Here is a 21535-nt window from a genome sequence, read left to right as displayed (position 1 = left end):
TCTCTGGCCGGGCCCTTCGCCGTCGAGCGTCGAGGACGTACTTCTGTGGCGAGGACTGCGTTTTCTCGCAGGCTACTGAGGGCAGGCCCCAGTACTTTGCGAGAAAGGTACGTCCTCGACACGAAACGCAGTCGCCGACGCCGTAGCCCGCCCCTGTCATCGCCCGGTGCTCGGCGTCGAGAACCACTGATGCCGCGGTTCTCGACGCCGAGCCCTTGAACCGGCACCGGTGACTGCGTGCCGTGATCCTCGGAGGGCCCGCAGAACCACGGGAAGGCGCTCAGCCCGCCTTGGTCAGGTGAGCGACGATGCCGTCAATGTCCTGCTGGAGCCGATCACGGCGCACGATATGGGCGCCCGGGTCCTCGAAGCGCTCGTGAGGAATGCCGGCCGCCTCCAGCGCCCCGCCGAAGGTCCTCTGGGTCGGCAGGACAACGAGCTCATTCGGGTCGAGGGTTTCCGTTCCGCAGACGAGGAAGATGCGCTTGCCCCGGTAGCTCTCGATGTGCTCCATGGGGTTGTCGGCACTCACGCGGGCCTCGTCCCACGGGGCTCCATAGACCATGCCGCCCCCGAGCTCGACCGCGGCGGAGCTCACGTTCGCCCAGTGAGTGACCGCGGAGCCTTCCGCCCCACGCAGGTCCGCGGGTCCCGAGTGGCTGGAGACGGAGGCGAAGTGTCCGTAGTACTTGGCGGTGTACTTCAGGGCCCCGAAGCCGCCCATGGAGAAGCCGGAGACGGCACGCCCGGAGAACTCCGCGATGGTGCTGAAGGTGGAGTCCACCCAGGGGATCAGCTCATCGATGTGGAAGGTCTCCCAGTTGCGCGGCCCCACATTGGAGCTCACCGGGTTGCAGTACCAGCCGGCGAGTCCTCCATCGGGCATGACGACAATGAGCTCGCGGCCCACGGTCACGTCCCGGATGCCCAGCTTGTCGAAGATCCTGAAGTCATTGTCACTACCCCCTCCATGGAGCAGGTAGAGCACCGGGTAGCGGCGTGCGGCGTTGTAGCCATCGGGCAGCAGCACGTTGACGGCCGGGTTCCAGCCGATGGACGGCGTGGAGAACCGGTAGTACTGCATGCGGCCGCCGTCCTGGTGCTCGACGACGCTCAGGCCAGCGGCCTGGGCTGGGGCGGCACCGGCCACGGAGACACCCCCGCCCACGGCGGCGAGGGCGGCGGCCCCGCCCATCCCCTTGAGCATGCTGCGTCGATTGATCGCCCGGCGGGCCGGAGGACGGGGCGGGTCCAGGGTCATCGGGTGGTCAGGTTTCTGAGTCATGGGATGTACAGCTCCTTGCTGCGTCGGTGGTGGCGAAGGAGGGGAGCCCCTCCCCCGGGACCGCCTCCACTGGGTGATGGCTGCGGCGGTGGCCGTGAACCTGCCAAGACGGCACGACCACCGCCCACACTATCGTTATTAACCAGTAGATATAGAGAAAACAGGGAGGGCTCCCGATCGAGACCGCCCCCAACCCGGACGAGATCACGACGCTCATCAGCGAGGTGGCGCCGGCGGCAGCGCTCCCGCTATGCTCGCTGCCATGACGACTCCTCTGCCCCAGGCCCGCACGATGATGGTGCGCACCCTTGGCGAGGGTCGAATGTGCATGCGCTGACAGCGCCAGCCGTCGCTGTCTGACATGTAACGGTGAGAGTCCGAGCCGCATCACACCGGCTCGTCGCACTCCGCGGAGGCCCCGGCCCCGTGTTCATCCCAGAAGCACCCAGCCATCTCGGCCGGCACAGCACGCCGGCCGCCCCCGGAGCGCCGTGCCGACGTACCACGTCCACGCACCCCGCCGCGCCCGGGGACCCGAGAGGACCCCAGCCATGCACGCCCACCTCACCCCCGTCGGCAGCGCCGGTACGTCCGGCACCCCCAGTCGATCAACCGATCTCGACGACGACGCCTGTCCCGCCCGCCCCACGCTGACACCGGCATCGCCCCGGACGACCGTCGTCGGTGGCGGCTCCCCCGCCGCACCGGCCGTCTCCTCCCCCGCGGCAGCATTCGCCTCGGCGGGGCGCTCCGCCTTCTCCACCGCGCCCGCCGTGGACGCCTCCGCCTTCGACACCGTCCCCGACCGCCGCGGCACGGCCAGCCTCAAGTGGGACTTCGCCGCCGAGCGCGGCCGCCCCGAGGATGTTCTGCCCTTATGGGTGGCGGACATGGACCACGCCACGGCCCCGGCCGTCACCAGCGCCCTGCTGTGGCGCACCCGCCACGGCATCTTCGGCTACTCCGAGCCCGACGACGCCTACAACGCGGCCCTGACCGGCTGGTTCTCCCGCCGTTACGGCTGGCGGGTGGAGGCGGCCTGGAACACCGTGACCCCCGGCGTCGTCCCGGCCCTGGCCCTGGCCGTGCGCGCCCTGACCGCGCCGGGCGAGGCGGTCCTCATCGAGGAGCCCGTCTACTACCCCTTCCGCGAGGTCGTCGAGGACAATGGTCGCACCGTGGCCGCGGTTCCGCTGGTCCGTGACGCCGACGGCGTCTACCGCCGCGACCTGGCCGCCCTGGAGGCCACGATCGAGGCGACCGGCTCGCGCCTGCTGCTCCTGTGCAACCCGCACAACCCGGTCGGCCGGGTGTGGAGCCGCGACGAGCTCGCCGCCCTGGACGAGGTGGCGGCCCGCCACGGCGTCGTCGTCGTGGCCGACGAGATCCACGCCGACCTGGCCCTGCCGGGCTTCGCGACGACACCCTTCGCCTCCCTGAGCGAGCAGACCGCGGCCCGCACGATCACCTGCACCTCGCCGTCGAAGTCCTTCAACCTGGCGGGCCTGCAGGTCGCCAACATCCTCATCGCCGACGAGCGCCTGCGCGGGGCCTTCCGCCGCGAGCTCGCCGCCACCGGCTACTCCCAGCCCAACGTCCTGGGCCTGACGGCCTGCCGGGCCGCCTACGAGGGCGGCGAGGCCTGGCTGGACGCGCTGCGCGAGCACATCGCCGCCGCCCGGGCCCACGTCGAGGCGCGCCTGGAGCGGATCGAGGGGATCGAGGCGACTCCTTGCGAGGGCACCTACCTGCTGTGGCTGGACTGCTCGGGCTTCCTTGAGGCCGCCGGGCTCGAACCCGCCGAGCTCGACGACGTCATGCTGCACGAGGCCGGGCTCTGGCTCGACGACGGCCGGATCTTCGGCGCCGGCGGCGAGGGCTTCACCCGTATCAACGTCGCCTGCCCCCGCGCCACGCTCGACGCCGCCCTGGACCGCCTCGAGGCCGCCGTCACCGCCGTGACCGCCCGCGCCGCCGAGGCCGCTCGCCGCGGCCGCGTCGCCCTGTCCGCCTGAGGCCCCGCCGGCCGGCCGGACCACCCGGCCCGCCGGGTCCAGCCAGCGGTCAGTGCCCGCGCCGCCATCGGCCGTCAGACATCATTCCTTCCTGCCACTCCCCCGCCTCCGAGGAGACACCGCCCATGACCAGCCCGTCCGCCAGCCAGTCCGAGCCCCGCCCCTCCGACCGTCCCGCCTGTCCCGAGCCGCCGGCCGCCCGCACCTTCCCCGTCCACCACCACCCGACGTCGTCGGCCCCGGCCCCGCAGGTCCACCTCGAGACGCTGCTGGTGCGCTCGGGCACGGGGACAGACCCGGCCACGGGCGCGATCACGACGCCGATCCATCTGTCAACGGCATACGGCCACCCGGGCCTGGGCGAGTCGACGGGCTACGACTACACGCGCACGGCCAGTCCCACCCGCGACGTCCTCCAGGACGCCCTGGCCCGCCTGGAGGGCGGGACGGCGGCCTTCGCCCTGTCCTCGGGGATGGCGGCCCTGGAGCTGGTGACCCGCACACTGGCGCCGCACGGCAGCCGGATCGTGGCGCTGCGCGACCTGTACGGCGGCACCTTCCGCTTCCTGGAGGTCCTCGCCGAGGAGGGCGCGGCCGACGTCGACTTCGTCCTGGGGATCGCGGGCCTGCGCGAGGCCCTGTCCAGCCCGGCGGACCTGGTGGTCATCGAGACGCCGACGAACCCGATGATGGAGGAGATCTCGATCCCTCAGGCGGCTGAGCTGGCCCGCGCCGCCGGGGCCCGACTGGTGGTGGACAACACCTTCTACACCCCAGTGGTGCAGCGGCCCCTGGAGCTGGGGGCCGACGTCGTCGTCCACTCCGGCACGAAGTACCTGGGCGGCCACAACGATGTCATGGCGGGTGTGGCGGTGGTGGCCGACGACGTCCTGGCCGAGCAGCTGAACTACCGCCTCAACACGACCGGGGCGACGCTGGGCCCCTTCGACTGCTTCCTGCTGCTGCGCGGTCTCAAGACCCTGGCGCTGCGCATGGAGCGCCATGAGGCCAACGCCGCCGCGATCGCCGAGTTCCTGGACTCCAGCCCGTACGTGACGCGGGTGCTCTACCCGGGGCGCTCGGGCATGGTGAGCTTCGACCTGGCCGAGTCGGTGGACGTGGCCCGTTTCCTGGAATCGGTGCGGGTGTTCACCTTCGCCGAGTCCCTGGGCGGGGTGGAGTCGCTGGTGACGTGCCCGTCGGTGCAGACGCACGCGGACGTGCCCGTGGAGGTGCGCGCCTCCTACGGGCTGACCGACCGGCTCATGCGCCTGAGCGTGGGCATCGAGCACGTCGACGACCTCATCGCGGACCTGACCCGGGCCTTCGAGGCCGCCGGCGCCTGAGCCCGGGCCGCACCGGCCCCCGGTGGGAAGGCCCTCGGGTCGGGTTACCCCGACATCAGCCGACCAGGCTGCCGGATGGTTCATATCCGTTGGGCGCACAAGGCTTACTGCCATGAGACGCCTACGAACCACCTCGCCATCGCACGCCACCTCAACCCTCGCCGTCCTCACCCTGCTCGGCACTCTCACCGCCGGCAGCATGCTCGGTGCGAGTATCGCAGCCGCCGCGAGCCCACCCGCGCACGACTCCCGTCAGGCCGGCGTCGTCCTGGACAGCGGCGCGGCCTCGAACAGCGCCGCCGGCACGTCTCAGACCACCGGCGGTAACAGCTCAAACGGTTCCGGGGGATCCACGGGATCCACCGGGTCCACGGGGGCCGGCGTCCCCAAGGGCCTGGAGTCCTTCTACAACCAGGACCTCACCTGGACCGACTGCACCGACGAGGCCACCGGCACCGCCTTCCAGTGCGCCACCGTGACCGTGCCCCTGGACTATGACAACCCGCAGGGGCGGACCATCACCGTGGCCCTCAAGAAGCTGCCCTCGACGAGCTCCTCCCCGCGGGGCTCGGTCTTCCTCAACCCCGGCGGCCCCGGAGGAAGCGGCATCTCCCTCATCGAGTCCCAGGCCGAGCTCTACAAGACCGGGGAGATGTCTGAGGTCCTGGCGAACTACGACGTCATCGGCTTCGATCCCCGCGGCGTCGGCCAGTCCACCCCCATCACCTGCTGGACCCCCGAGGACGTTCAGGCGGTTCTGGCCGGGCAGGCTGAGGCGCCGTCCTCCTTGTCCACACCGGGCAGCGCCGCTGACATCGTCGCCCAGGGATCGCGCGAGGCCGCGGCCTGCGAGGCGCACACGGAGGTCCCCGAGATCCTCGACCATGCGGACACCCGTTCGGTGGCCCGCGACATGGACGTCATGCGGGCGCTGGTGGGAGACAAGGACCTCAGCTACCTCGGCTACTCCTACGGGACCTACCTGGGCGCGGTCTACACCGAGCTCTTCCCGGACAACATCGGGCGCGTCGTCCTGGACAGCGCCATGGACCCCACCATGGCTCGCCAGGAGCCGATGGAAGGTGATGCCGCAGTCGCGGAGCAGGCGCTGCGCACCTATATCGACTCCCAGCGGGGCCAGGAGGGCTTCCCCCTGAGTGGTACGACGGATGAGGCGGTCGCCCAGCTCGCGACCTTCCTCGATGGCCTGGACGCCGACCCGCTGACGGTCTCCGGATCCGGAAGGCCCCTGGACCGACTCAAGACCGTTGAGGCGATCCACGCACTCGCCGTGGCCTCACCCGACAAGTGGCCGATGCTGAACGAGGGACTGGCCCAGGCTCTGAGCACGCACGACGGCACCGCTCTGGCGAACAACGCCGTCTCCGTCTCAGCCAGAAACGCGTCTCCCACGACCGAGAAGGAGGTCGTCGAACGCCTCCAAGGCCTCAAGGTCTTCGCGGCCAACCGGTGCCTGGACTTCCCCGACTCCGGAAACGAGGCGAGCTGGGACGCGGCGCTGAGCTCCTACCGTCGCGATTACCCGGTCTTCCACAGTGCGCTGGCCCAGACGGACGCCTTCTGCCACGGCTGGGGGCGCACCGGAAAGACCGAGGCCGTCGACGTCGACGTCGCGGCGACGAACCCGGTGCTCGTCGTCGGCATTCTGCACGACCCGGCCACCCCCTACCCGTGGTCCCAGGCACTGGTGTCGAGGATCCGCAACAGCCACCTGCTGAGCGTGGACATGTACGGGCACGGCGCCACGGGCGCGAACAGCTGCACCACGGCGAGAATCAGCGACTACCTCGTCAGCGGCACGCTTCCCTCGGACGGTGAGGTCTGCGTGGCGGACCCGGAGCCCCAGGCCGGAGGTGAGGCGGGCTGAGTCGGTGGATATGGCCCGCTTCCTGGCTTCGGTGCGGGTGTTCACCTTCGCCGAGCCCCTGAGCGGGCGGGCTCCGGCCCACCGGGGAAGCTCTCTCGGCGGGCCGGCGCGTGCCGCTCAGGCCCGTGAGACGCGGGAGGCCTCGGCGACCTGCTCGGGCGTGGGGCGCACGCCGGTGTAGAGGGCGAACTGCTCGGCTGCCTGCAGGGAGATGACCTCGGCCCCGGTGATGACCTTCTTGCCGGCGGCTCGCGCGGTGCGCACGAGGGGTGTCTCGGCGGGGAAGGCGACGACGTCGAACACGGTATCGGTGGCCGCGACGAGCTCCTCGCTCACGGGCAGGTCGTCCTCAGCGGGGCCACCGGCCATGCCCACGGGGGTGGCGTTGAGCAGGAGCCCGACGCCGTCGCCCGCCAGGTCCTCCGGCGAGGCCGTCCAGGTCCAGCCGTACTGCTCGGCCAGGGCGGGGCCGGTGGTGGCGTTGCGGGCGACGACGGTGCCGGGACCGAAACCGGCGTCGGTCAGTGCGGCCACGCAGGCCTTGGCCATGCCGCCGGCGCCGAGGACCGCGCAGGAGGAGCGGGGCACCTCGTGGGTGTCGAGCAGGGAGCGGATGGCGATGAAGTCCGTGTTGTAGGCGGTCAGGTGCCCGTCGGTGTTGACGATCGTGTTGACCGAGGCGATGGCTGAGGCCGAGGGCGTCATCTCATCGACCAGGGCGATGACGTCCTCCTTCCAGGGCATGGACACCGAGCAGCCGCGGATGCCCAGGCCGCGCACACCGGCGATAGCCGCGGTGATGTCCGTGGTGGTGAAGGCCTTGTAGACGAAGTCCAGGTCGAGGAGCTCGTAGAGGTGGTTGTGGAATCGGGTGCCGATGTTGGTGGGCCGCGCCGACAGGGAGATGCACAGCCGGGTGTCCTTCGTGATGTCTCGCACACCGGCATTGTGTCACGTGAGCGGCCCCCGCCGTGACCGGGCGATCATTTCTCCGCTGGGCTACTGGGCAGCTCTCGCGAAGGACCTGCAGAATTGGAAAACACCCCGGCTCCGACTCTTCAGCCGATGACGGGGTGTTGGTGCGCCCGAAGGGATTCGAACCCCCAACCTTCTGATCCGTAGTCAGATGCTCTATCCGTTGAGCTACAGGCGCTTGTCGTTGCCGACGGGTAGAACACTACTCAGCGTCCATCCAGGGGACAAATCCACGCCCCGTGAGGATGGGCACAGGGCCGGAACCCCCGTCGTCGGCGGGGGTTTCGGCCCTGTGAAGCCGCTGTGGCGGCCGCGCTCACGCTGTGAGCGGCCGACCGCTCACCCGCTCTGAGAAGAAGCGTTGAATGTCCAACCGAGCACACCGAGCACGACGATGAGCAGGACGCTCAGCACAGCGGCGATGACCGCCCAGATGAGGGTGGCCCTGGCCCAGTTCCTCTTCGAGACGGAGCGACCACTGCCGAAGGCGAGCACCAGCAGGTAGACGAGGTTGACGCCGGGAATGGTCATCAGGAGCATCGTCAGCAGCCAGCTGCCGACGGAGTCGACGCTGCCGGCGGCCTCGGCACGAGCCTCCGCCAGCGCGCCGCCTGCTGCCTGCCCGAACGACGCCCCCGATGCGGGGGGAACCAGGTCGGAGAAGGCCGGGGCCTGCCCGGCCGCGGCGTCGGAGGAGGGGGCCGAGCCCCACTGGGGGGCTGAGCCCTGCGACTGGACGGAGGGGGCCGACGACGGCGCGGACTGGGCGACCGGCTGCGCCGCTGCGGGAACGAAGGCCTCCGCGGCCTGCTCGGCCTCAGCACGGGCCGTCGCCGTGGGGAAGACCGAGGACATGCCGACGTCTCCGTCGTGGTGACCCCCGCTGAAGGGGTGGGAGTGCGGGGCCGGCTGCTGGGCGAAGGCCTGCTGGTCCTGGGGGGCAGCGGGCTGAACGGGGGGCTGCTGGTCCTGCCAGTACAGGGTCTCCTGGCTCGCGGCGGCGCCCGGGGCCGTACCAGCACCGGGGTCAGAGGCGGTGCCTGGCGCCGAGGGGATGCCGGGTGCCGACTGGGCGAAGGGCGACGACGCGGCTGCGGCGGCGCCGTCGGCCTGCGGGGCGCCCCAAACGGGCTGGGCCGGCTGGTTGTACGGCGCCGGCTGGGTTCCCGGCTGGGCGACGTGCTGGCCGGACTGGAACGGCGAGGCCCCGGTTCCACCGACCCCGGCGCCTGCGGCCGGGTCCGGCTGGCCGAACTGAGCCGGCTGGCCGGGCTGGGGCTGCGGGCTCGGCGGCCCGAACGGATCAGTCCCGCCCTGCTGGGCGTAGGGGTTGGGCTGGCGGTAGGGGTCGGCCGGCGCGGCTGCCGGCTGCGCTGCTGCCGCTCCGGCGCCTACGGGGTAGGCGCGCGTCTGTTCCTCGGGGGGAGGCCCGGCGGGAAGGTCGGGCTGCACGGGGCGCCACGATCCGGCCTGGGCCTGAGCGCCGGGTACTGCACCGGGCACCTGCCCGGCGGCCTGCTGCGACTCGGCGCGTGCGGCGTCGAGCATGTCCTGGTTGATGAGGACGGTCCGGGCGTTGAACTCGTCCCCCTCGCCGGGGCGAGGCGATCCGGAGGCCGGAGGCTGGGTTGCGTCGTGGTCAGACATGAGTTCCCTCTCAGTCGGGTACAGCATCACGCTATCCCGGATCAGCGCGGGAGGACACACAGGCGCCCCGATCGGCCAGAGGCGAACGCCCCGAGCGGGGCTGACTCCAGGGTTCGGTCAGTGGGGTTCAGCGGGGCGCGGCCGCCCCAGCCGATTCGTGGGCGTCACGGGGACGCGAGCCGCTCTGAGGCTTCCAGTGCCTCCAGCAGGCGACTCCGACGACGAGACCCCGGCCACGCCGTTGCGTGCCGGGGCTTCCGTTCTTGCGGAGATGGGGAGATTCGAACTCCCGAGGGGCTTCCACCCCAACCTCCTTAGCAGGGAGGCGCACTAGGCCACTATGCGACATCTCCATCGCCTTCCCACAGCCCGTGCCGTGGGACGCACGGGCAGCCTACCGGGAGGACGCCCCCGTGGGCAAACCGCAGAGCCAGGTCAACCGGAGCAGGAGGCTCGGGCGAGCTCCGTCGGTCAACGACGACGAAGCCGAGTCCGCCCCAGCGCCGCCCTCCAGGCAGCCGGCGCGGCAGGTTACCCAGCCACATGTAGCCAGCACACAACCCCGGTGCGCCACACCCGCGCTGCACACCAGAGTTTGTTGTAGGTAGGCCACAAGGGATTGATCCCCCTACCATTCTCACTATTTTCGAGGTCTCATAGTCATTGAGACGACAAACATGAAGTCGCCTCAACTTCAATCCCCACCCAAAGGAGGACGTCACCATGCGACTCACAAAACGAAACCTCATCAAGACCGCAGCCATCGGCTCGGCTTTTGTTGGAGCACTAGCGGTTGCAGCACCCGCGTCAGCGAACTCATTCGGACCGACAGACTACGGCACCGGCGGACAGGCAATGGTGAGCTACAACGATGGAGCTGATCAGTTTTGCGTCACCGGAGCCGGTCACCCATTCTTCCCAACAAACGTCCGCATTTACCCCGCAACAAGAGCTCGCGGTCCAGAGTTTAATTTCTACGTCCTTAGAGGTCAAACAAAATGCATCAGCCTGGAACGCGCATACGAGAATAGCTACTACTATTTCAAAATAGGTGGCGCCAGCCCGGTCAACTTCTACAGCTGATCCGAGAGCAACCCGAAGCACCCCCCGAAGATCACAGCACATCCCTCCCCCTACAAGGTTCGAGCCCTCGGCAGCACATCGGCCGCCGAGGGCTCGAGCGCACCCCCACACCCGCCCCTCGTACGCGAACCACAGGGGATTGATCCCCCTACCTTCAGGGCGAGTTCTGCGGTTTCATGGTGGCGCAAGAAAGAACGCGGCGTCATCCTCGACCTCAACGCCACACAGAAGGATCCCCATGCGATTCACGAAGCGAAACCTCATCAAGACCGTAGCAATCAGCTCAGCACTTCTAGGAGCAGCTGCCGTAGCCGCACCAGCGTCCGCCAACTCCTTCGGACCAACCGACTACGGCACAGGAGGATACACCAAGGTCAGTTACGACGACACCAACGACCGATTCTGCGTCACAAGTACTGCCACGGATTATGCGGGAGTCACCGTAGCACCATCGAACGGGCGACGAGGGCCGAGCTATCATATTTCAGTCGGCCCAGGGGCAACAAAATGCGTCAGCCTAGCACGAGCCTTCGAGGACACTCGCTACTTCTATCAGGCACACAACCCTCTGAATGGAGGAAAGTACAATCCAGTCCACTTTTACAGCTGACCCAAGCACATCCTGAAGCGTTCTCCGGACGATTGCGCCATAACCGTTCCCATCTCTCCACTCCCGCAATGCTCGAACCCTCGGCAGCGCACCTACTGCCGAGGGTTCGAGTAAGCATGAAATGGCGGAGAGGGAGGGATTCGAACCCCCGGTGCGCTAGGCGCACAGCGGTTTTCAAGACCGCCACATTCGGCCGCTCTGTCACCTCTCCAGGCCGCGCCTCAGGGCGCGACAGGCACAGACCTTACCATCCCGGTGGGCCCGCGGTCACCGCAGGCCCACCGGCGGTCGACGTCACGGTCGTACCTTGTGTCGCACGGTCGAGGGGTAGGTCGCGCGTTCGAGGGGTGGAGGGTACGACCGCGCGACCTACCCTACGAACACGCGGACGCCTCACCCTGCTTTCGCGGCAGCTGCTCCTAGGACCTGCTGAAGAACCCCCGCCGGTGCGACTTGCTGGCGCGCGCCGGCAGCAGCGAGTTCGGCTCATCGAGCCGCCCCTCGGCCAGCGCCTGCCCGATCGCCGGCCACACCGGCAGGCGCGCCATGAGCATGGCCTGCAGGGCGTGGTAGATGTCCGGGTGCCCGGCCCAGGTGCGGGTCGAGGGCCGGTTGTCGCGGTCGAGCTCGTGGGTCCACACTCCGGGCGCCTCGATGAGGAACTCCTCGGCGTAGTCGATCCAGGCCCGGTAGCAGTGCTCGTAGTGCTCGACGTCGATCTCCCCGCGTCCGTCGTCGAGCAGCGCCTGACGGATGGCGGCCGAGGCCGAGATGCCCTCGCAGACCACCCAGTGCATGCGCTCGTGGACCACCGGCTTGCCGTCGAAGTCGGTGGTGTAGACGAAGCCGGGGCCGCCGTCGATGCGCCAGCCGTCGGTGCGGGCCTGCTCGAAGATGTGCTCGGCGGCATCCAGCATCCAGTCCGGCGCGCTCATGGAGCGGTTGATGAGCGCGCCGCGCAGCTGCACGGTCAGGCGCGCCCACTCCAGGCCGTGGCCCGGCGTGACGCCGTAGGGCCTGAACGGGTGAGCGGGCTCGTCGCGGTTGTAGTCCAGCCGCGGCTCCCAGGAGGTGGAGTAGTGCTCGGGCAGGCGCCAGCCGTGCCGGCGGGCCTGGACGTTGACGGCGAAGTCGACGATCTTCAGCGCCCGCTCCAGCCAGCGCACCTCGCCGGTGACGTCGGCGGTGGCCAGGTAGGCCTCGACCGTGTGCATGGCGGCGTTGATGCCGCGGTAGTCCTCGGGGTCGGTGAAGTCGAAGGCGTAGGACTCGATCGGCATCTGCTGGGCGTCGTCCCACCAGTAGCGGTCCTGGATCGCCATGGCGTCGCGCAGCAGCTCGTGGGCGCCGGGCCGGTCGGCGGCGGTTGCCGTGGCCGCGGCCAGCAGCACGAAGGCGTGCTGGTAGCACTCCTTGCGGGCCTCGGGGTCGATCGGGACGCCGCGCCCCTCGGCGTCGGGCTCGGGGCGGATCGCCGAGTACCAGCCGCCATTGACCGGGTCGCGCAGCGGGCCGCCCAGGGCGCGTACGCCGTGGTCGGCGTAGCGGCGGCAGCCGGGGATGCCCATGAGCGCCCCCAGCGCGAAGGCGAAGGTCATGCGGCCGGTGATCCACAGCTCGACGGGATGAGAGGGGTCCACCTCGCCGTCCTGGCCGATCCACCCGAATCCGGTGGGCACCTGCGCGGCGCGCGCGTAGTGCAGCAGTGCGTGAGTCTCGTAGGCGAGCCACCGCTTGTGCTCGGGTGCGCCAAACCATCCCAGTCCCATGAGTCCTCCTTGATCCGCTGGGGGTCCAAGGCTATCGACCCGCCTCACACGGATCAATGCTCCGGGCCGCTCGCGGCGGCTCTCTCCCGCGCCCGCCCAGCACTCCCCGGCCCGACGGCGCCCGGACCCGACTACCCGGCTACTTCTGCTTCGGCCAGGCGGACTCGGCCTGCGATAGCGCCTCCTGGGAGGTCATCGCACCGGTCGACCAGCGGCTCAGCCCGAGCCACATGGCGCTGCTGCCCACGGCCACCGGCATCGAGTCCGAGGCGTCCATCTCGATGGTCGTCTGGCGCGACTGGAGCAGCCTGGTGGCGCGCCTGCCGACGTCGCTGGGCGCCAGGTCCGGATCGACGCCCTGGTAGGCGGTCGCCACCCCGCCCATCGCCATCCGCGTGCGGGCCCAGTCCTGGGAGGTCAGGTACGCCATGACCGCGTTGGCCGCCTCCGAGCGGGTGAAGGCCACGAGGTAGTCGGTGCCCACGAGCACGGCATCCGATCCGCGGTCCGCAGCCGGGGTGACGAAGGCCGAGACCTTGGTGCCGTTCGACGTCAACGACGCCGTCGCCCCGGCCGTCTCCCCCGCGGCCTCACCGGCGCCGGCCGAGCTCGCGGCGTCCCCCGCGGCGTCCCCGCTGGGACTGGGCGCCGTCACCGTCACCGGGTTGGCGCCGTCGGCGTCGGTGATGGCGGTGCCCTCCGGGAAGCGGGACTCGAAGGAGGAGGAGGCGTGCAGCATGAGGCAGCTGCCCTTGACCAGGTCGGCCCCGGCCTGCTCGGGGGTCCGCGAGATGACCGATCCGCGCCCGCCGGCCACGTTCCCGTCGGCCAGGACCAGGGAGTCGACGGCGTCGAGGGCCTCCACGGCGCCCGAGGAGTCGACGGGCACCCGGTGCGAGGCCCAGGTCTCGTAGGCGCCGGGCCCCTGCGTGGAGAGCATGGCGTCCTCGAGCCAGTCGGTCATCACCCAGCCGGTGGACTCCCCGTCGGAGGCGCCCACGCACCAGGGGGTCACCGAGCCGTCGGGGTGGTCGGCGCGCACCTTGCGGGTGAGGGTCTCCAACTCGGCCCAGGTGGCGGGCACCTTGTAGCCGGCCTTGGCGAAGGCGTCCGGCGAGTACCACACGAGCGACTTCACCGAGGCCATGAGCGGGGCGGCGTAGGGCACGGAGGCGTGGATGCCCACCTGGATCCAGTGCCGGTCCCAGCCGGCCTCCACGTTGCTGTTGACCGTGTTCGGCAGCGGGTGGACCACGCCGGTGTCGACGAGCTCGGCCACCATGCCGGGCTGGGGCACGATCGCCAGGTCGGGCAGGTTCTCGGGGTCGTCCTGGCTCGACGGCGAGGCCCCCTTGCTGGTGGACAGGTCGGCGCCCGAGCCGTTGAGCAGCTGGGAGCGCAGCTCGGTGGTGCCGGTGTGCTCGACGTCGATGCCCGTGCACTTCTCGAACTCGGCCACGGAGGCCTCGAAGCGCTCGGCCTCGGTGCCGGTCAGGCTGCTGGAGACGGTGACGGTGGTGCCCTCGTGGCCCTGGTAGTCCTGGTAGGCGGCGCAGCCGGTGGCCGCCGCCGAGCCGGCCCCGCCGGCCGAGCAGGCGGCGGTGCCTGCCGCCGCCAGGGTCAGGGCACTGGCCGCCGCCAGGAGCCGGCCGGTCCGCCGCAGCCGGCCGGTGCGGCGTCGTCGGCCCGGGGCGGCCCCGCCGACCGGTCCGGAACCGGCGGCGCGACCGGCGTCCTCGGCGGGGTTCTCGCGGATGAAGCTGTGGTGGGAGACAGGGAGAGGGGACTGTCGCATCAGGGGTGCCTTACTCGTTCTATGAGAGCGTCCAGGACGGCGGCGCAGCCGTCCCGCCACACGGGCTCGGTCAGGATATCGCCGCGGTCGCGCACCCACTGGGGCGCGCTGCCCATGACGACGCCGGCCCCGGCCCACTCGATCATCTCGACGTCGTTGGAGCCGTCCCCCACCGCCAGGGTGTGGGCGGAGTCGGCACCCAGGCGAGCGGCGAGCGCCTCGAGGGCCGAGGCCTTGGTAACGCCCTCGGGGGCGACGTCGAGCCAGGCCGTCCAGCCGATGGCGTACTCCACCGAGTGCAGCCCGCAGTCGGCCACGATCTCGGAGAAGCGCTCCACCGACATGCCCGGGGCCCGCAGGACCACGCGGGTGACCGGCTGGGAGACGAGCTCGGCCATGGTGACGACCTGCTGGTCCTCGATGAGCTCGCCGTCGGGGAAGAGCCGGGAGACCTTGAACCCGACGCCGGGGTCCTCCACGGCGATGATCCCGTCGGGCACGGCGGCGTGCAGGGTCTCGATGGCGGTGCGCGGGTCGAAGGTGCGCGAGTCCACCACCTCGTAGCCGCCGGGGGCGTCCGGGTCGAGCCGCAGGGTCAGGGCGCCGTTCGCGCACACCATCCAGCCCGAGCTCAGCCCCAGGTGGCGCACCACCGGCATGGCGGCGGCGATCCCGCGCCCGGTGGAGATGACCACGGGGACCTCGTGGGCCCGCAGGCGGGCGATGGAGGCCATGACCCGTTCCGAGACGCGCCCGTCCATGTCGAGGATGGTGCCGTCGACGTCGAGGGCGACGACGAGCCCCGCACCGGGCGCGAGCCGGGTCCCGCCGGCCGCCTCCAGGGCGTCGAGGTCCCGCATCCGGTCCTGGACGAGGGCGTGGTACTCCTCGTGGTCCAGGGCCCGACGGCGCAGGGCATGCCCTCCGGCCGCGGCGCCGCCTCCCCCGTCGTGACCCGCGCCGTCGGTGCGCCCGGCGCCGTCCTCGAGGTGCCCGATGTACTCGGCGGATCCTCCCAGGTGGGTCAGGGGCTGGCCGGCCGGGGTGATCCCGGTGTCGGGGTTGACGGCCGGGCCGTTGCCGGTGGGGGCGCCGGTGGGCGTGGGGCTGCCGGGGCCTCCGACGGCGTCGACGTCACGGTTCGTGTCACAGGCGGCGTCACGGTCGGCGCCCGGCGAGGAGGCGGCTGGCGTGGGGCTCATGCGGGCCGTCCTCAGGCGCTGGCGCCGACGGGCTCGATGACCTCCAGGCCCCCCAGGTAGGGGCGCAGGCCCGTGGGCACGCGCACCGAGCCGTCGGCCTGCTGGTGGTTCTCCAGGATGGCGACCATCCAGCGGGTGGTGGCCAGGGTCCCGTTGAGGGTGGCCACGGGGCTCGTGCCGCCCTCGCGGCGCTCGCGCACGGCCAGGCGGCGGGCCTGGTAGGTGGTGCAGTTGGAGGTGGAGGTGACCTCCATCCAGCGCTGCTGGGTGGGCAGCCAGGCCTCGCAGTCGAACTTGCGGGCGGCCGAGGACCCCAGGTCCCCGGCGGCGGTGTCGATGACCCGGTAGGGCAGCTCGACCAGGGCCAGCATCTCCTCCTCCATGGCCAGCAGCCGGGCGTGCTCGGCCTCGGCGTCCTCGGGGCGGCAGTAGGAGAACATCTCGGCCTTGTTGAACTGGTGGACGCGGATGATGCCGCGGGTGTCCTTGCCGGCGGCGCCGGCCTCGCGCCGGTAGCAGGTGGACCAGCCCATGTAGCGCCTGGGGCCGGCGGACAGGTCGAGGATCTCGTCGGCGTGGTAGCCGGCCAGGGCCACCTCGGAGGTGCCGGTGAGGTAGAGGTCGTCGGCGGGCAGGTAGTAGATCTCGTCGCTGTGGGCGCCGAGGAACCCGGTGCCGCCCATGACCTGCGGGGTGACGAGGGTGGGGGTGGTCATCGGGGTGAAGCCGTGGGCGACGGCGGCGTCCAGGGCCGCTGTCATGAGGGCCAGCTCCAGGCGCATGCCCCAGCCCTTGAGGTAGTAGAAGCGGGCTCCGGAGACCTTGGCGCCGCGGCGGGTGTCGATGATGTCCAGGCCCTCGCCGATCGCGAGGTGGTCGGCGGGCTCGAAGCCCTCGGCGGCGAAGTCGCGGGGCTCGCCGCCCTCGTGGCGCAGGACGACGTAGTCCTCCTCGCCGCCCGAGGGCGCCCCCTCGATGAGGTTGGCGAACTGGCGGGCCAGGGCATCGAGCTCAGCGGCGGCGGCCGAGGAGGCGGCCTCTGCCGCCTTGACCTGCTCGGCCAGCTCCTTGGCGCTGGCGAGGATCGACGGGCGCTCCTCGGGCGAGGCCTTCCCCACCGACCGGGAGACGGCCTTCTGCTCGGCGCGCAGGTTCTCGAAGGCGGCCAGCGCCTGACGGCGGGTCTCGTCGGCGGCGATGACGCGGTCAACGAGATCGACGTCGGCACCGCGGGCTCGCTGGCTGGCGCGGAAGGGCTCGGGGTTCTCACGAAGCGCACGCAGGTCGATCATGACCCTGAGTGTAGTCAGGACCGCGCCCGAGACCGCACTCGGGCCGCCTCCCGGACGCAAGCGGGCCCGGCGAGACGGGTGACGACGCAGAAAGTGCGGGGAGAGCCGAGAGGGCCGGCAGAAGTCGGAGAAGGTCACAGGCCAGTGGCGGACCCGACACTCGGGGCCGACCAGCCCCGGACCGACGTCGGAACCCGCCCGAATCCGCCCCGTCGTCGAGGCCACCCCGGGGCCGTGAAGGCCAGGAATCAACCGGGAGATCGGGGGTGAATGACAGGCGTGTCATCTATACACGCTTCTCCACGCGCACACCAGCCCTCGATGGCGAACGTGATCCACATCCCTCTACCAACGTAATCCACCTGTGAATACAATCCATTTCAATCGGTGTACCCTATAGTTCCCGACGGCGCTCCCGGGTCGCCATGTAGGCGGCCCGCCCGCACCGGATCCCACACCACCCTCCCCACCCCTCCCGGCCAGTCGTCTGTCTCCGATTTTCTGTCACTTCGTCATCATCAGGCTCGCCGATCGCAGTGGTGCGGGCCCCGACCACAGGACCACAACTCATGCCGATCTCATCATCTCCGTCCTTCTCCCAGTTACGGGCCTTCGTGGCCCTGTGCGACCACCAGCACTTCGGCGAGGCCGCCACCGCGCTCGGTGTCAGCCAGCCCAGCCTGTCCCAGGCGATCACCGCCCTGGAGAAGCGGGTCGGCGGCGAGCTGGTGGAGCGCACCACCCGCCGCGTCCTGGTGACCTCCCTGGGCGAGGCGCTCCTTCCCTTCGCCCGCGACGCCGTCCTGGCCGCCGAGGCCTTCAACGAGGCCGCCTCCAGCCAGGGCGCCGCCCTGAGCGGCACGATGCGCCTGGGCATCATCCCCACCATTGCGCCCTACCTGGCCCCCGTCCTCATCGACGGCCTTCGCGAGGCCCTGCCCCAGATGGAGCTGGACCTGCGCGAGATGGTCACCGGGGACAACCTCGACCAGCTCGCCCAGGGGCGTCTCGACGCGGCGATCATCTCGCTGGAGGACGACCTTCAGCGCACCACCGCGATCCCAATGTTCGACGAGGAGCTCGTCATCCTCACCGCCGCGGGCCACCCCTGGGCGGGCCGCACGGATGTGAGCCCCACCGAGCTCGACAACCAGCCCCTCCTCCTGCTCGACGAGGGCAACTGCCTGCGCGACCAGACCCTGTCCCTGTGCCAGCGCTACGGCACCCAGCCCCCGGTCGCGGTGGCCACCACGCTGTCGACGGTGACCCGCATGGTCGCCCACGGCTCCGGCGTGACGATCGTCCCCGAGGGGGCGCTCCAGCTGCTGATCCCCTCCTCGGAGTACGGCGTCGCCCGTTTCGCCGGCGAGGCGCCGGTGCGCCACATGGGCCTGGTTCACCGGGTCTCCTCCTCCCGTGGCGCCGACTTCGCCCAGCTGGCCGGCCTCATCTCGCGCCTGGTCAGCGAGGCCGACCTGCCCGTGGCCCCCATCAAGACCCTGGCTGCGGCCTGAGCCGGACCGGGGACGAGTCCGCACCGGGCCGATCCCCCTCCCGTGCCCCCTGCGGTCCTCCAGGGCCGTGACCGAGGCCGCACGGGCGGCTAACCTGCCCCTATGACCGGCTTGACCGACGGCGGGACCCGGGCGACGAGGACGCGCTCCGGGCAGCCGCTGGCCTGTGTCGTCGTCAACCCCTCCAAGCCGCGCGCGACCGCCGCGGTGCGGGGCCTGCTGGAGCGCGAGCTGCGCGAGGCGGGCTACGCCGGCCCCGTCTGGCTGGAGACGAGCACCTCCGAGCCGGGCACGATGCAGGCCCGCCTGGCCCTGGCGGCCGGGGCCCGGCTGGTGGTGGCCGCCGGCGGTGACGGGACCGTGCGCTCGGTGGCGGCCGGCGTGGCCGGCACGGAGGCGCAGATGGGCATCATCCCCCTGGGCACGGCGAACCTGGCGGCCCGCAACCTCGGGGTGCCGGTCGGTGATCCGAGGGCGGCGGCCCGGGTGGCGGCCAGCGGCGTCGACCTACCCGCGGACCTGGCCTGGGTGAGGACCGAGACCTGGACCGAGCCCGACGTCGGACCGGCGCGGCCTGGGGCCACCGGATCCACCGGGCCCGCAGGCCCCCCGGAGGACGCCACCGAGTCGGCCCGACCCACCCCAAATCGCTCAGCAGCACCCTCGGCCGACCCGGGCGAACCGGCCGGTACGGCCGAGGCGACCGGCTCCCCGCACCTGTCGGCCGAGGCGGCCAGGGCGGTGCGCACCATCCAGAGGGCGACCCGCAGGCCCCGTCAGTGGGCCCGCCCCACGCTCGGCGACGAGCACGCCTGCATGGTGGTGGCCGGGATCGGCTTCGACGCCGGGCTGGTCGCCTCCACGCGCCCGGCCCTCAAGGCGCGGGTCGGATGGGGCGCCTACGCCCTGGCGGCCATGGAGAACCTGGGCTCGCCGCGCATGGACCTGGTCCTCAGCCTGCTCGACGACACCGGCCGACGGCGCGTGGAGCGCCTGACCGCCCGCAACCTGCTGGTGGCCAACGGCGGTCGCCTGCCGGCCGGGATCACTCTGCTGCCCGAGGCCCGCACCGATGACGGCCTGCTCGACGTCGCCGCCATCGACACGGTCGCCGGCCTGGCCGGCTGGAGCTCACTGGCGCGCCAGGTGCTGCCGCCCTACGCGGCGCGCTACTCCGAGTCGAGTCGCTCCCTGGGGCGGGTGGTGCTGCGCCGCGGCGGGGAGGTGGCCGTCCAGCTCTCCGTGCCGGCCCTGGTCGAGGTCGACGGGGACCTGCTGGCGCCCACGCGGGGCATGCGGGTGCGCATCGACCCCGGGGCGCTGGTCATCCGCCGTCCGGCGGTCTTAGGGCGGGCCCGGTCGGCGGGGGCTTCGGACGTGCGTCAAGGCGCGCAGTTCGCCGCGGACGCACCATGGGACCCGGCGACTCGCCTTCGTGGGTCAGCCCGCGGGCTCTCAGGTGCGTCCGCGACGCCCGGTAGGCCGTCGCGCTCCGACCGGCGCCCGCCTCACTCCTCCCAGAAGCCGGCGACGTCGATCACCCCGCCCGTGGCCTCGAAGTCGGCGCGCACGGCCCGGCGCAGACCGGCGTCGTGCAGCCAGTCCAGGGCGACGGCGGCCAGCCCGTAGGCGCCGTCGAGCGCGGCCGCGTCCCCGGTGGCGGCCCCGGCGGCCTCGGTCATGGCGCGGGTGTGAAGGGCGACGTCGGGCCGGTCGGTGACCTTGATGAGCGGATGGATGCCGGGCACGCGCTGGGAGACATTGCCGAAGTCGGTGCCGGCGGCGATCGTCTCGGGCAGGACCCCGGCGGCCAGGGGGTCGCGGCCGCGCTCGCGCTGGGAGCGCACCCAGGAGGTGAGCAGGGGGCCGTTGTCGCGCACGGGGACCTCGTTGCAGTACTCCGAGGTGAGGATCTCGACGCCGGTGCCGGTCATGAGGGCGGCGCCGTGGACGACCTCCTCGACCCGCTCGGCGATCTCCTTGAGGGTCTCGAGGTACTTGGAGCGCACCATGATGGACAGCTCGGTGCGCTCGGGGATGATGTTGGGGACCTGGCCGCCGTCGGTGATGATGGCGTGAAGGCGGTCCATGGGGAGCATCTGCTGGCGCAGCAGGCCGATGCCGGTCAGCGCCAGCGTGGCCGCGTCCAGCGCGTTGCGGCCCATGAATGGCTGGGAGGCGGCATGGGCGGGCACGCCGTGGAAGACGACGTCCAGACGGCGCACGCCGAGCCAGGTCTGGTGGGTGACGTCGTGGGCGTAGGAGTGGGTCTGGATGGCGGCGTCGACGCCGTCGAGCATGCCGCGCACGGACAGGATCTCCTTGGCCGTCGAGTTCTCCTCGGCGGGCGTGGTCTGCAGGACGACGCGACCGGGCAGGGCGCCGGGGCGGGTGTGGGCCAGGGCGGACAGGGCGAGGAAGGCGCCCACGGAGTTGGCGCACATGACGTTGTGGCCGCAGCCGTGGCCGATGCCGGGCAGGGCGTCGTATTCGGCGAGGATCGCGATGGTGCCGGCCGGCTCTCCGGCGCCGTCGATCTGCGCGGGGGTTGCGGAGATCTCGGCGCGCAGGGCGGTGTCCATGCCGTAGACGCCGACCTCGGGCTCGATGCCGTGGCGGCGCAGGAGCGCGGCGACCGTGGCCACGGCATGGTGCTCCTCGAAGCCGGTCTCGGGGTGGTCGTGGATGTCGTGGGAGAGCTCGACGATCTGCGGGGCCAGCTCGGCGACGGCCTCGGCCAGGGCGGTGCGCAGGCCGGCGGGGGCTCCGGCGTCGTCGGGCAGGGCCGCCGGTGGGCCGACGACGCCGCGGCGCTCCTCGGTCTCGGCGGCCATGCGCTCCTGGATGGCGCTGGAGGGGACGGTGGGACGGGTGAGGTCATTCAGGTCGCGCATGGGGCCATCATGCCCAGCCGCCTGTCGGCCCGCCATATAGATTCCCGCCACCACACGGGCGGGGACATGCGTGCGGCAGATCGCCGAACTCCGCCTCAACAGCCTCCCGCCCAGCACCGACGGGGACATTCGACGCCTACGGGTGCGTCCACCACACGGACGGGGACATCTCACACCTACGGGTGCAGGATTTCTGTCCCCGACGGCGTCGAATGTCCCC

General features: G+C 71.3%; 13 protein-coding genes, 3 tRNA genes and 1 pseudogene. 6 read left to right on the top strand and 11 right to left on the bottom strand.

Annotated features, from left to right (window positions below):
• Positions 1–280: 280 nt before the first annotated feature.
• Positions 281–1285, bottom strand: a complete 1005-nt coding sequence (locus HCR68_RS07115; protein WP_167148089.1) for an alpha/beta hydrolase-fold protein — start codon at positions 1283–1285, stop codon at positions 281–283.
• Between the two features lie 551 nt (positions 1286–1836).
• Here HCR68_RS07115 and HCR68_RS07110 point away from each other — a divergent pair.
• The 3 genes from HCR68_RS07110 (at position 1837) to HCR68_RS07100 (ending at position 6534) form a co-directional block, all read left to right on the top strand.
• Positions 1837–3300: a MalY/PatB family protein gene (locus HCR68_RS07110; protein ID WP_167148087.1), complete on the top strand. Its 1464-nt coding sequence runs from the start codon at positions 1837–1839 to the stop codon at positions 3298–3300.
• Positions 3301–3425: 125 nt separating this feature from the next.
• Positions 3426–4646: a PLP-dependent transferase gene (locus tag HCR68_RS07105; RefSeq protein WP_167148085.1), complete on the top strand. Its 1221-nt coding sequence runs from the start codon at positions 3426–3428 to the stop codon at positions 4644–4646.
• 112 nt (positions 4647–4758) lie between these two features.
• Entirely contained in the window at positions 4759–6534 is a 1776-nt protein-coding gene (locus HCR68_RS07100; RefSeq protein ID WP_167148083.1) for an alpha/beta hydrolase, read from the top strand.
• Positions 6535–6651: 117 nt separating this feature from the next.
• Here HCR68_RS07100 and HCR68_RS07095 read toward each other — a convergent pair whose 3' ends face one another.
• The 4 genes from HCR68_RS07095 to HCR68_RS07080 all read right to left on the bottom strand — a co-directional run bounded on the left by HCR68_RS07095 (position 6652) and on the right by HCR68_RS07080 (position 9509).
• The gene (locus tag HCR68_RS07095) at positions 6652–7473 is read right to left on the bottom strand and encodes a shikimate 5-dehydrogenase (protein WP_167148081.1); all 822 of its coding nucleotides are present in this window, start codon (positions 7471–7473) and stop codon (positions 6652–6654) included.
• 138 nt (positions 7474–7611) lie between these two features.
• Positions 7612–7687 (bottom strand) — tRNA-Arg (locus HCR68_RS07090).
• Between the two features lie 161 nt (positions 7688–7848).
• The gene (locus tag HCR68_RS07085) at positions 7849–9156 is read right to left on the bottom strand and encodes a hypothetical protein (RefSeq protein WP_243858979.1); all 1308 of its coding nucleotides are present in this window, start codon (positions 9154–9156) and stop codon (positions 7849–7851) included.
• Positions 9157–9422: 266 nt separating this feature from the next.
• Positions 9423–9509, bottom strand: a tRNA-Ser gene (locus HCR68_RS07080).
• 370 nt (positions 9510–9879) lie between these two features.
• Between HCR68_RS07080 and HCR68_RS07075 the strand changes: the two genes are divergently transcribed.
• On the top strand, positions 9880–10239 hold the full coding sequence (locus HCR68_RS07075) for a hypothetical protein (protein ID WP_167148077.1): 360 nt from the start codon (positions 9880–9882) through the stop codon (positions 10237–10239).
• 732 nt (positions 10240–10971) lie between these two features.
• Here HCR68_RS07075 and HCR68_RS07070 read toward each other — a convergent pair.
• The 5 genes from HCR68_RS07070 to serS all read right to left on the bottom strand — a co-directional run bounded on the left by HCR68_RS07070 (position 10972) and on the right by serS (position 16907).
• A tRNA-Ser gene (locus HCR68_RS07070) sits at positions 10972–11060 on the bottom strand.
• Positions 11061–11268: 208 nt separating this feature from the next.
• Positions 11269–12618, bottom strand: a complete 1350-nt coding sequence (locus HCR68_RS07065; protein WP_167148075.1) for an AGE family epimerase/isomerase — start codon at positions 12616–12618, stop codon at positions 11269–11271.
• Positions 12619–12757: 139 nt separating this feature from the next.
• Positions 12758–14413, bottom strand: a complete 1656-nt coding sequence (locus HCR68_RS07060; protein ID WP_167148073.1) for an ABC transporter substrate-binding protein — start codon at positions 14411–14413, stop codon at positions 12758–12760.
• Positions 14413–15615, bottom strand: a complete 1203-nt coding sequence (locus tag HCR68_RS07055) for an HAD family hydrolase (RefSeq protein ID WP_167148071.1) — start codon at positions 15613–15615, stop codon at positions 14413–14415. Before HCR68_RS07055 ends, HCR68_RS07060 begins: the two co-directional genes overlap by 1 nt.
• An 11-nt stretch (positions 15616–15626) precedes the next feature.
• Positions 15627–16907, bottom strand: a complete 1281-nt coding sequence (serS, locus tag HCR68_RS07050; protein WP_167148069.1) for a serine--tRNA ligase — start codon at positions 16905–16907, stop codon at positions 15627–15629.
• Positions 16908–17476: 569 nt separating this feature from the next.
• On the opposite strand from serS, the gene HCR68_RS07045 reads away from it, so the two are divergent.
• Entirely contained in the window at positions 17477–18421 is a 945-nt protein-coding gene (locus HCR68_RS07045) for a hydrogen peroxide-inducible genes activator (RefSeq protein ID WP_167148067.1), read from the top strand.
• A gap of 102 nt (positions 18422–18523) precedes the next feature.
• Positions 18524–19738, top strand: a pseudogene (locus HCR68_RS13970) (diacylglycerol kinase family protein); the annotation flags it as partial.
• A 191-nt stretch (positions 19739–19929) separates the two neighbouring features.
• Here the strand turns inward: HCR68_RS13970 and HCR68_RS07035 are convergent.
• A complete protein-coding gene (locus HCR68_RS07035) occupies positions 19930–21315 on the bottom strand; it encodes a M20 family metallopeptidase (protein ID WP_167148065.1) in 1386 nt (461 codons plus the stop codon).
• Between the last annotated feature and the right edge of the window lie 220 nt (positions 21316–21535).

Source organism: Actinomyces sp. ZJ308 (genome assembly GCF_011752065.1).
Taxonomy (GTDB): domain Bacteria; phylum Actinomycetota; class Actinomycetes; order Actinomycetales; family Actinomycetaceae; genus Actinomyces.
Note: the sequence above shows the minus strand (reverse complement) of the source record. Positions and strands in the feature narration are given on the sequence as shown.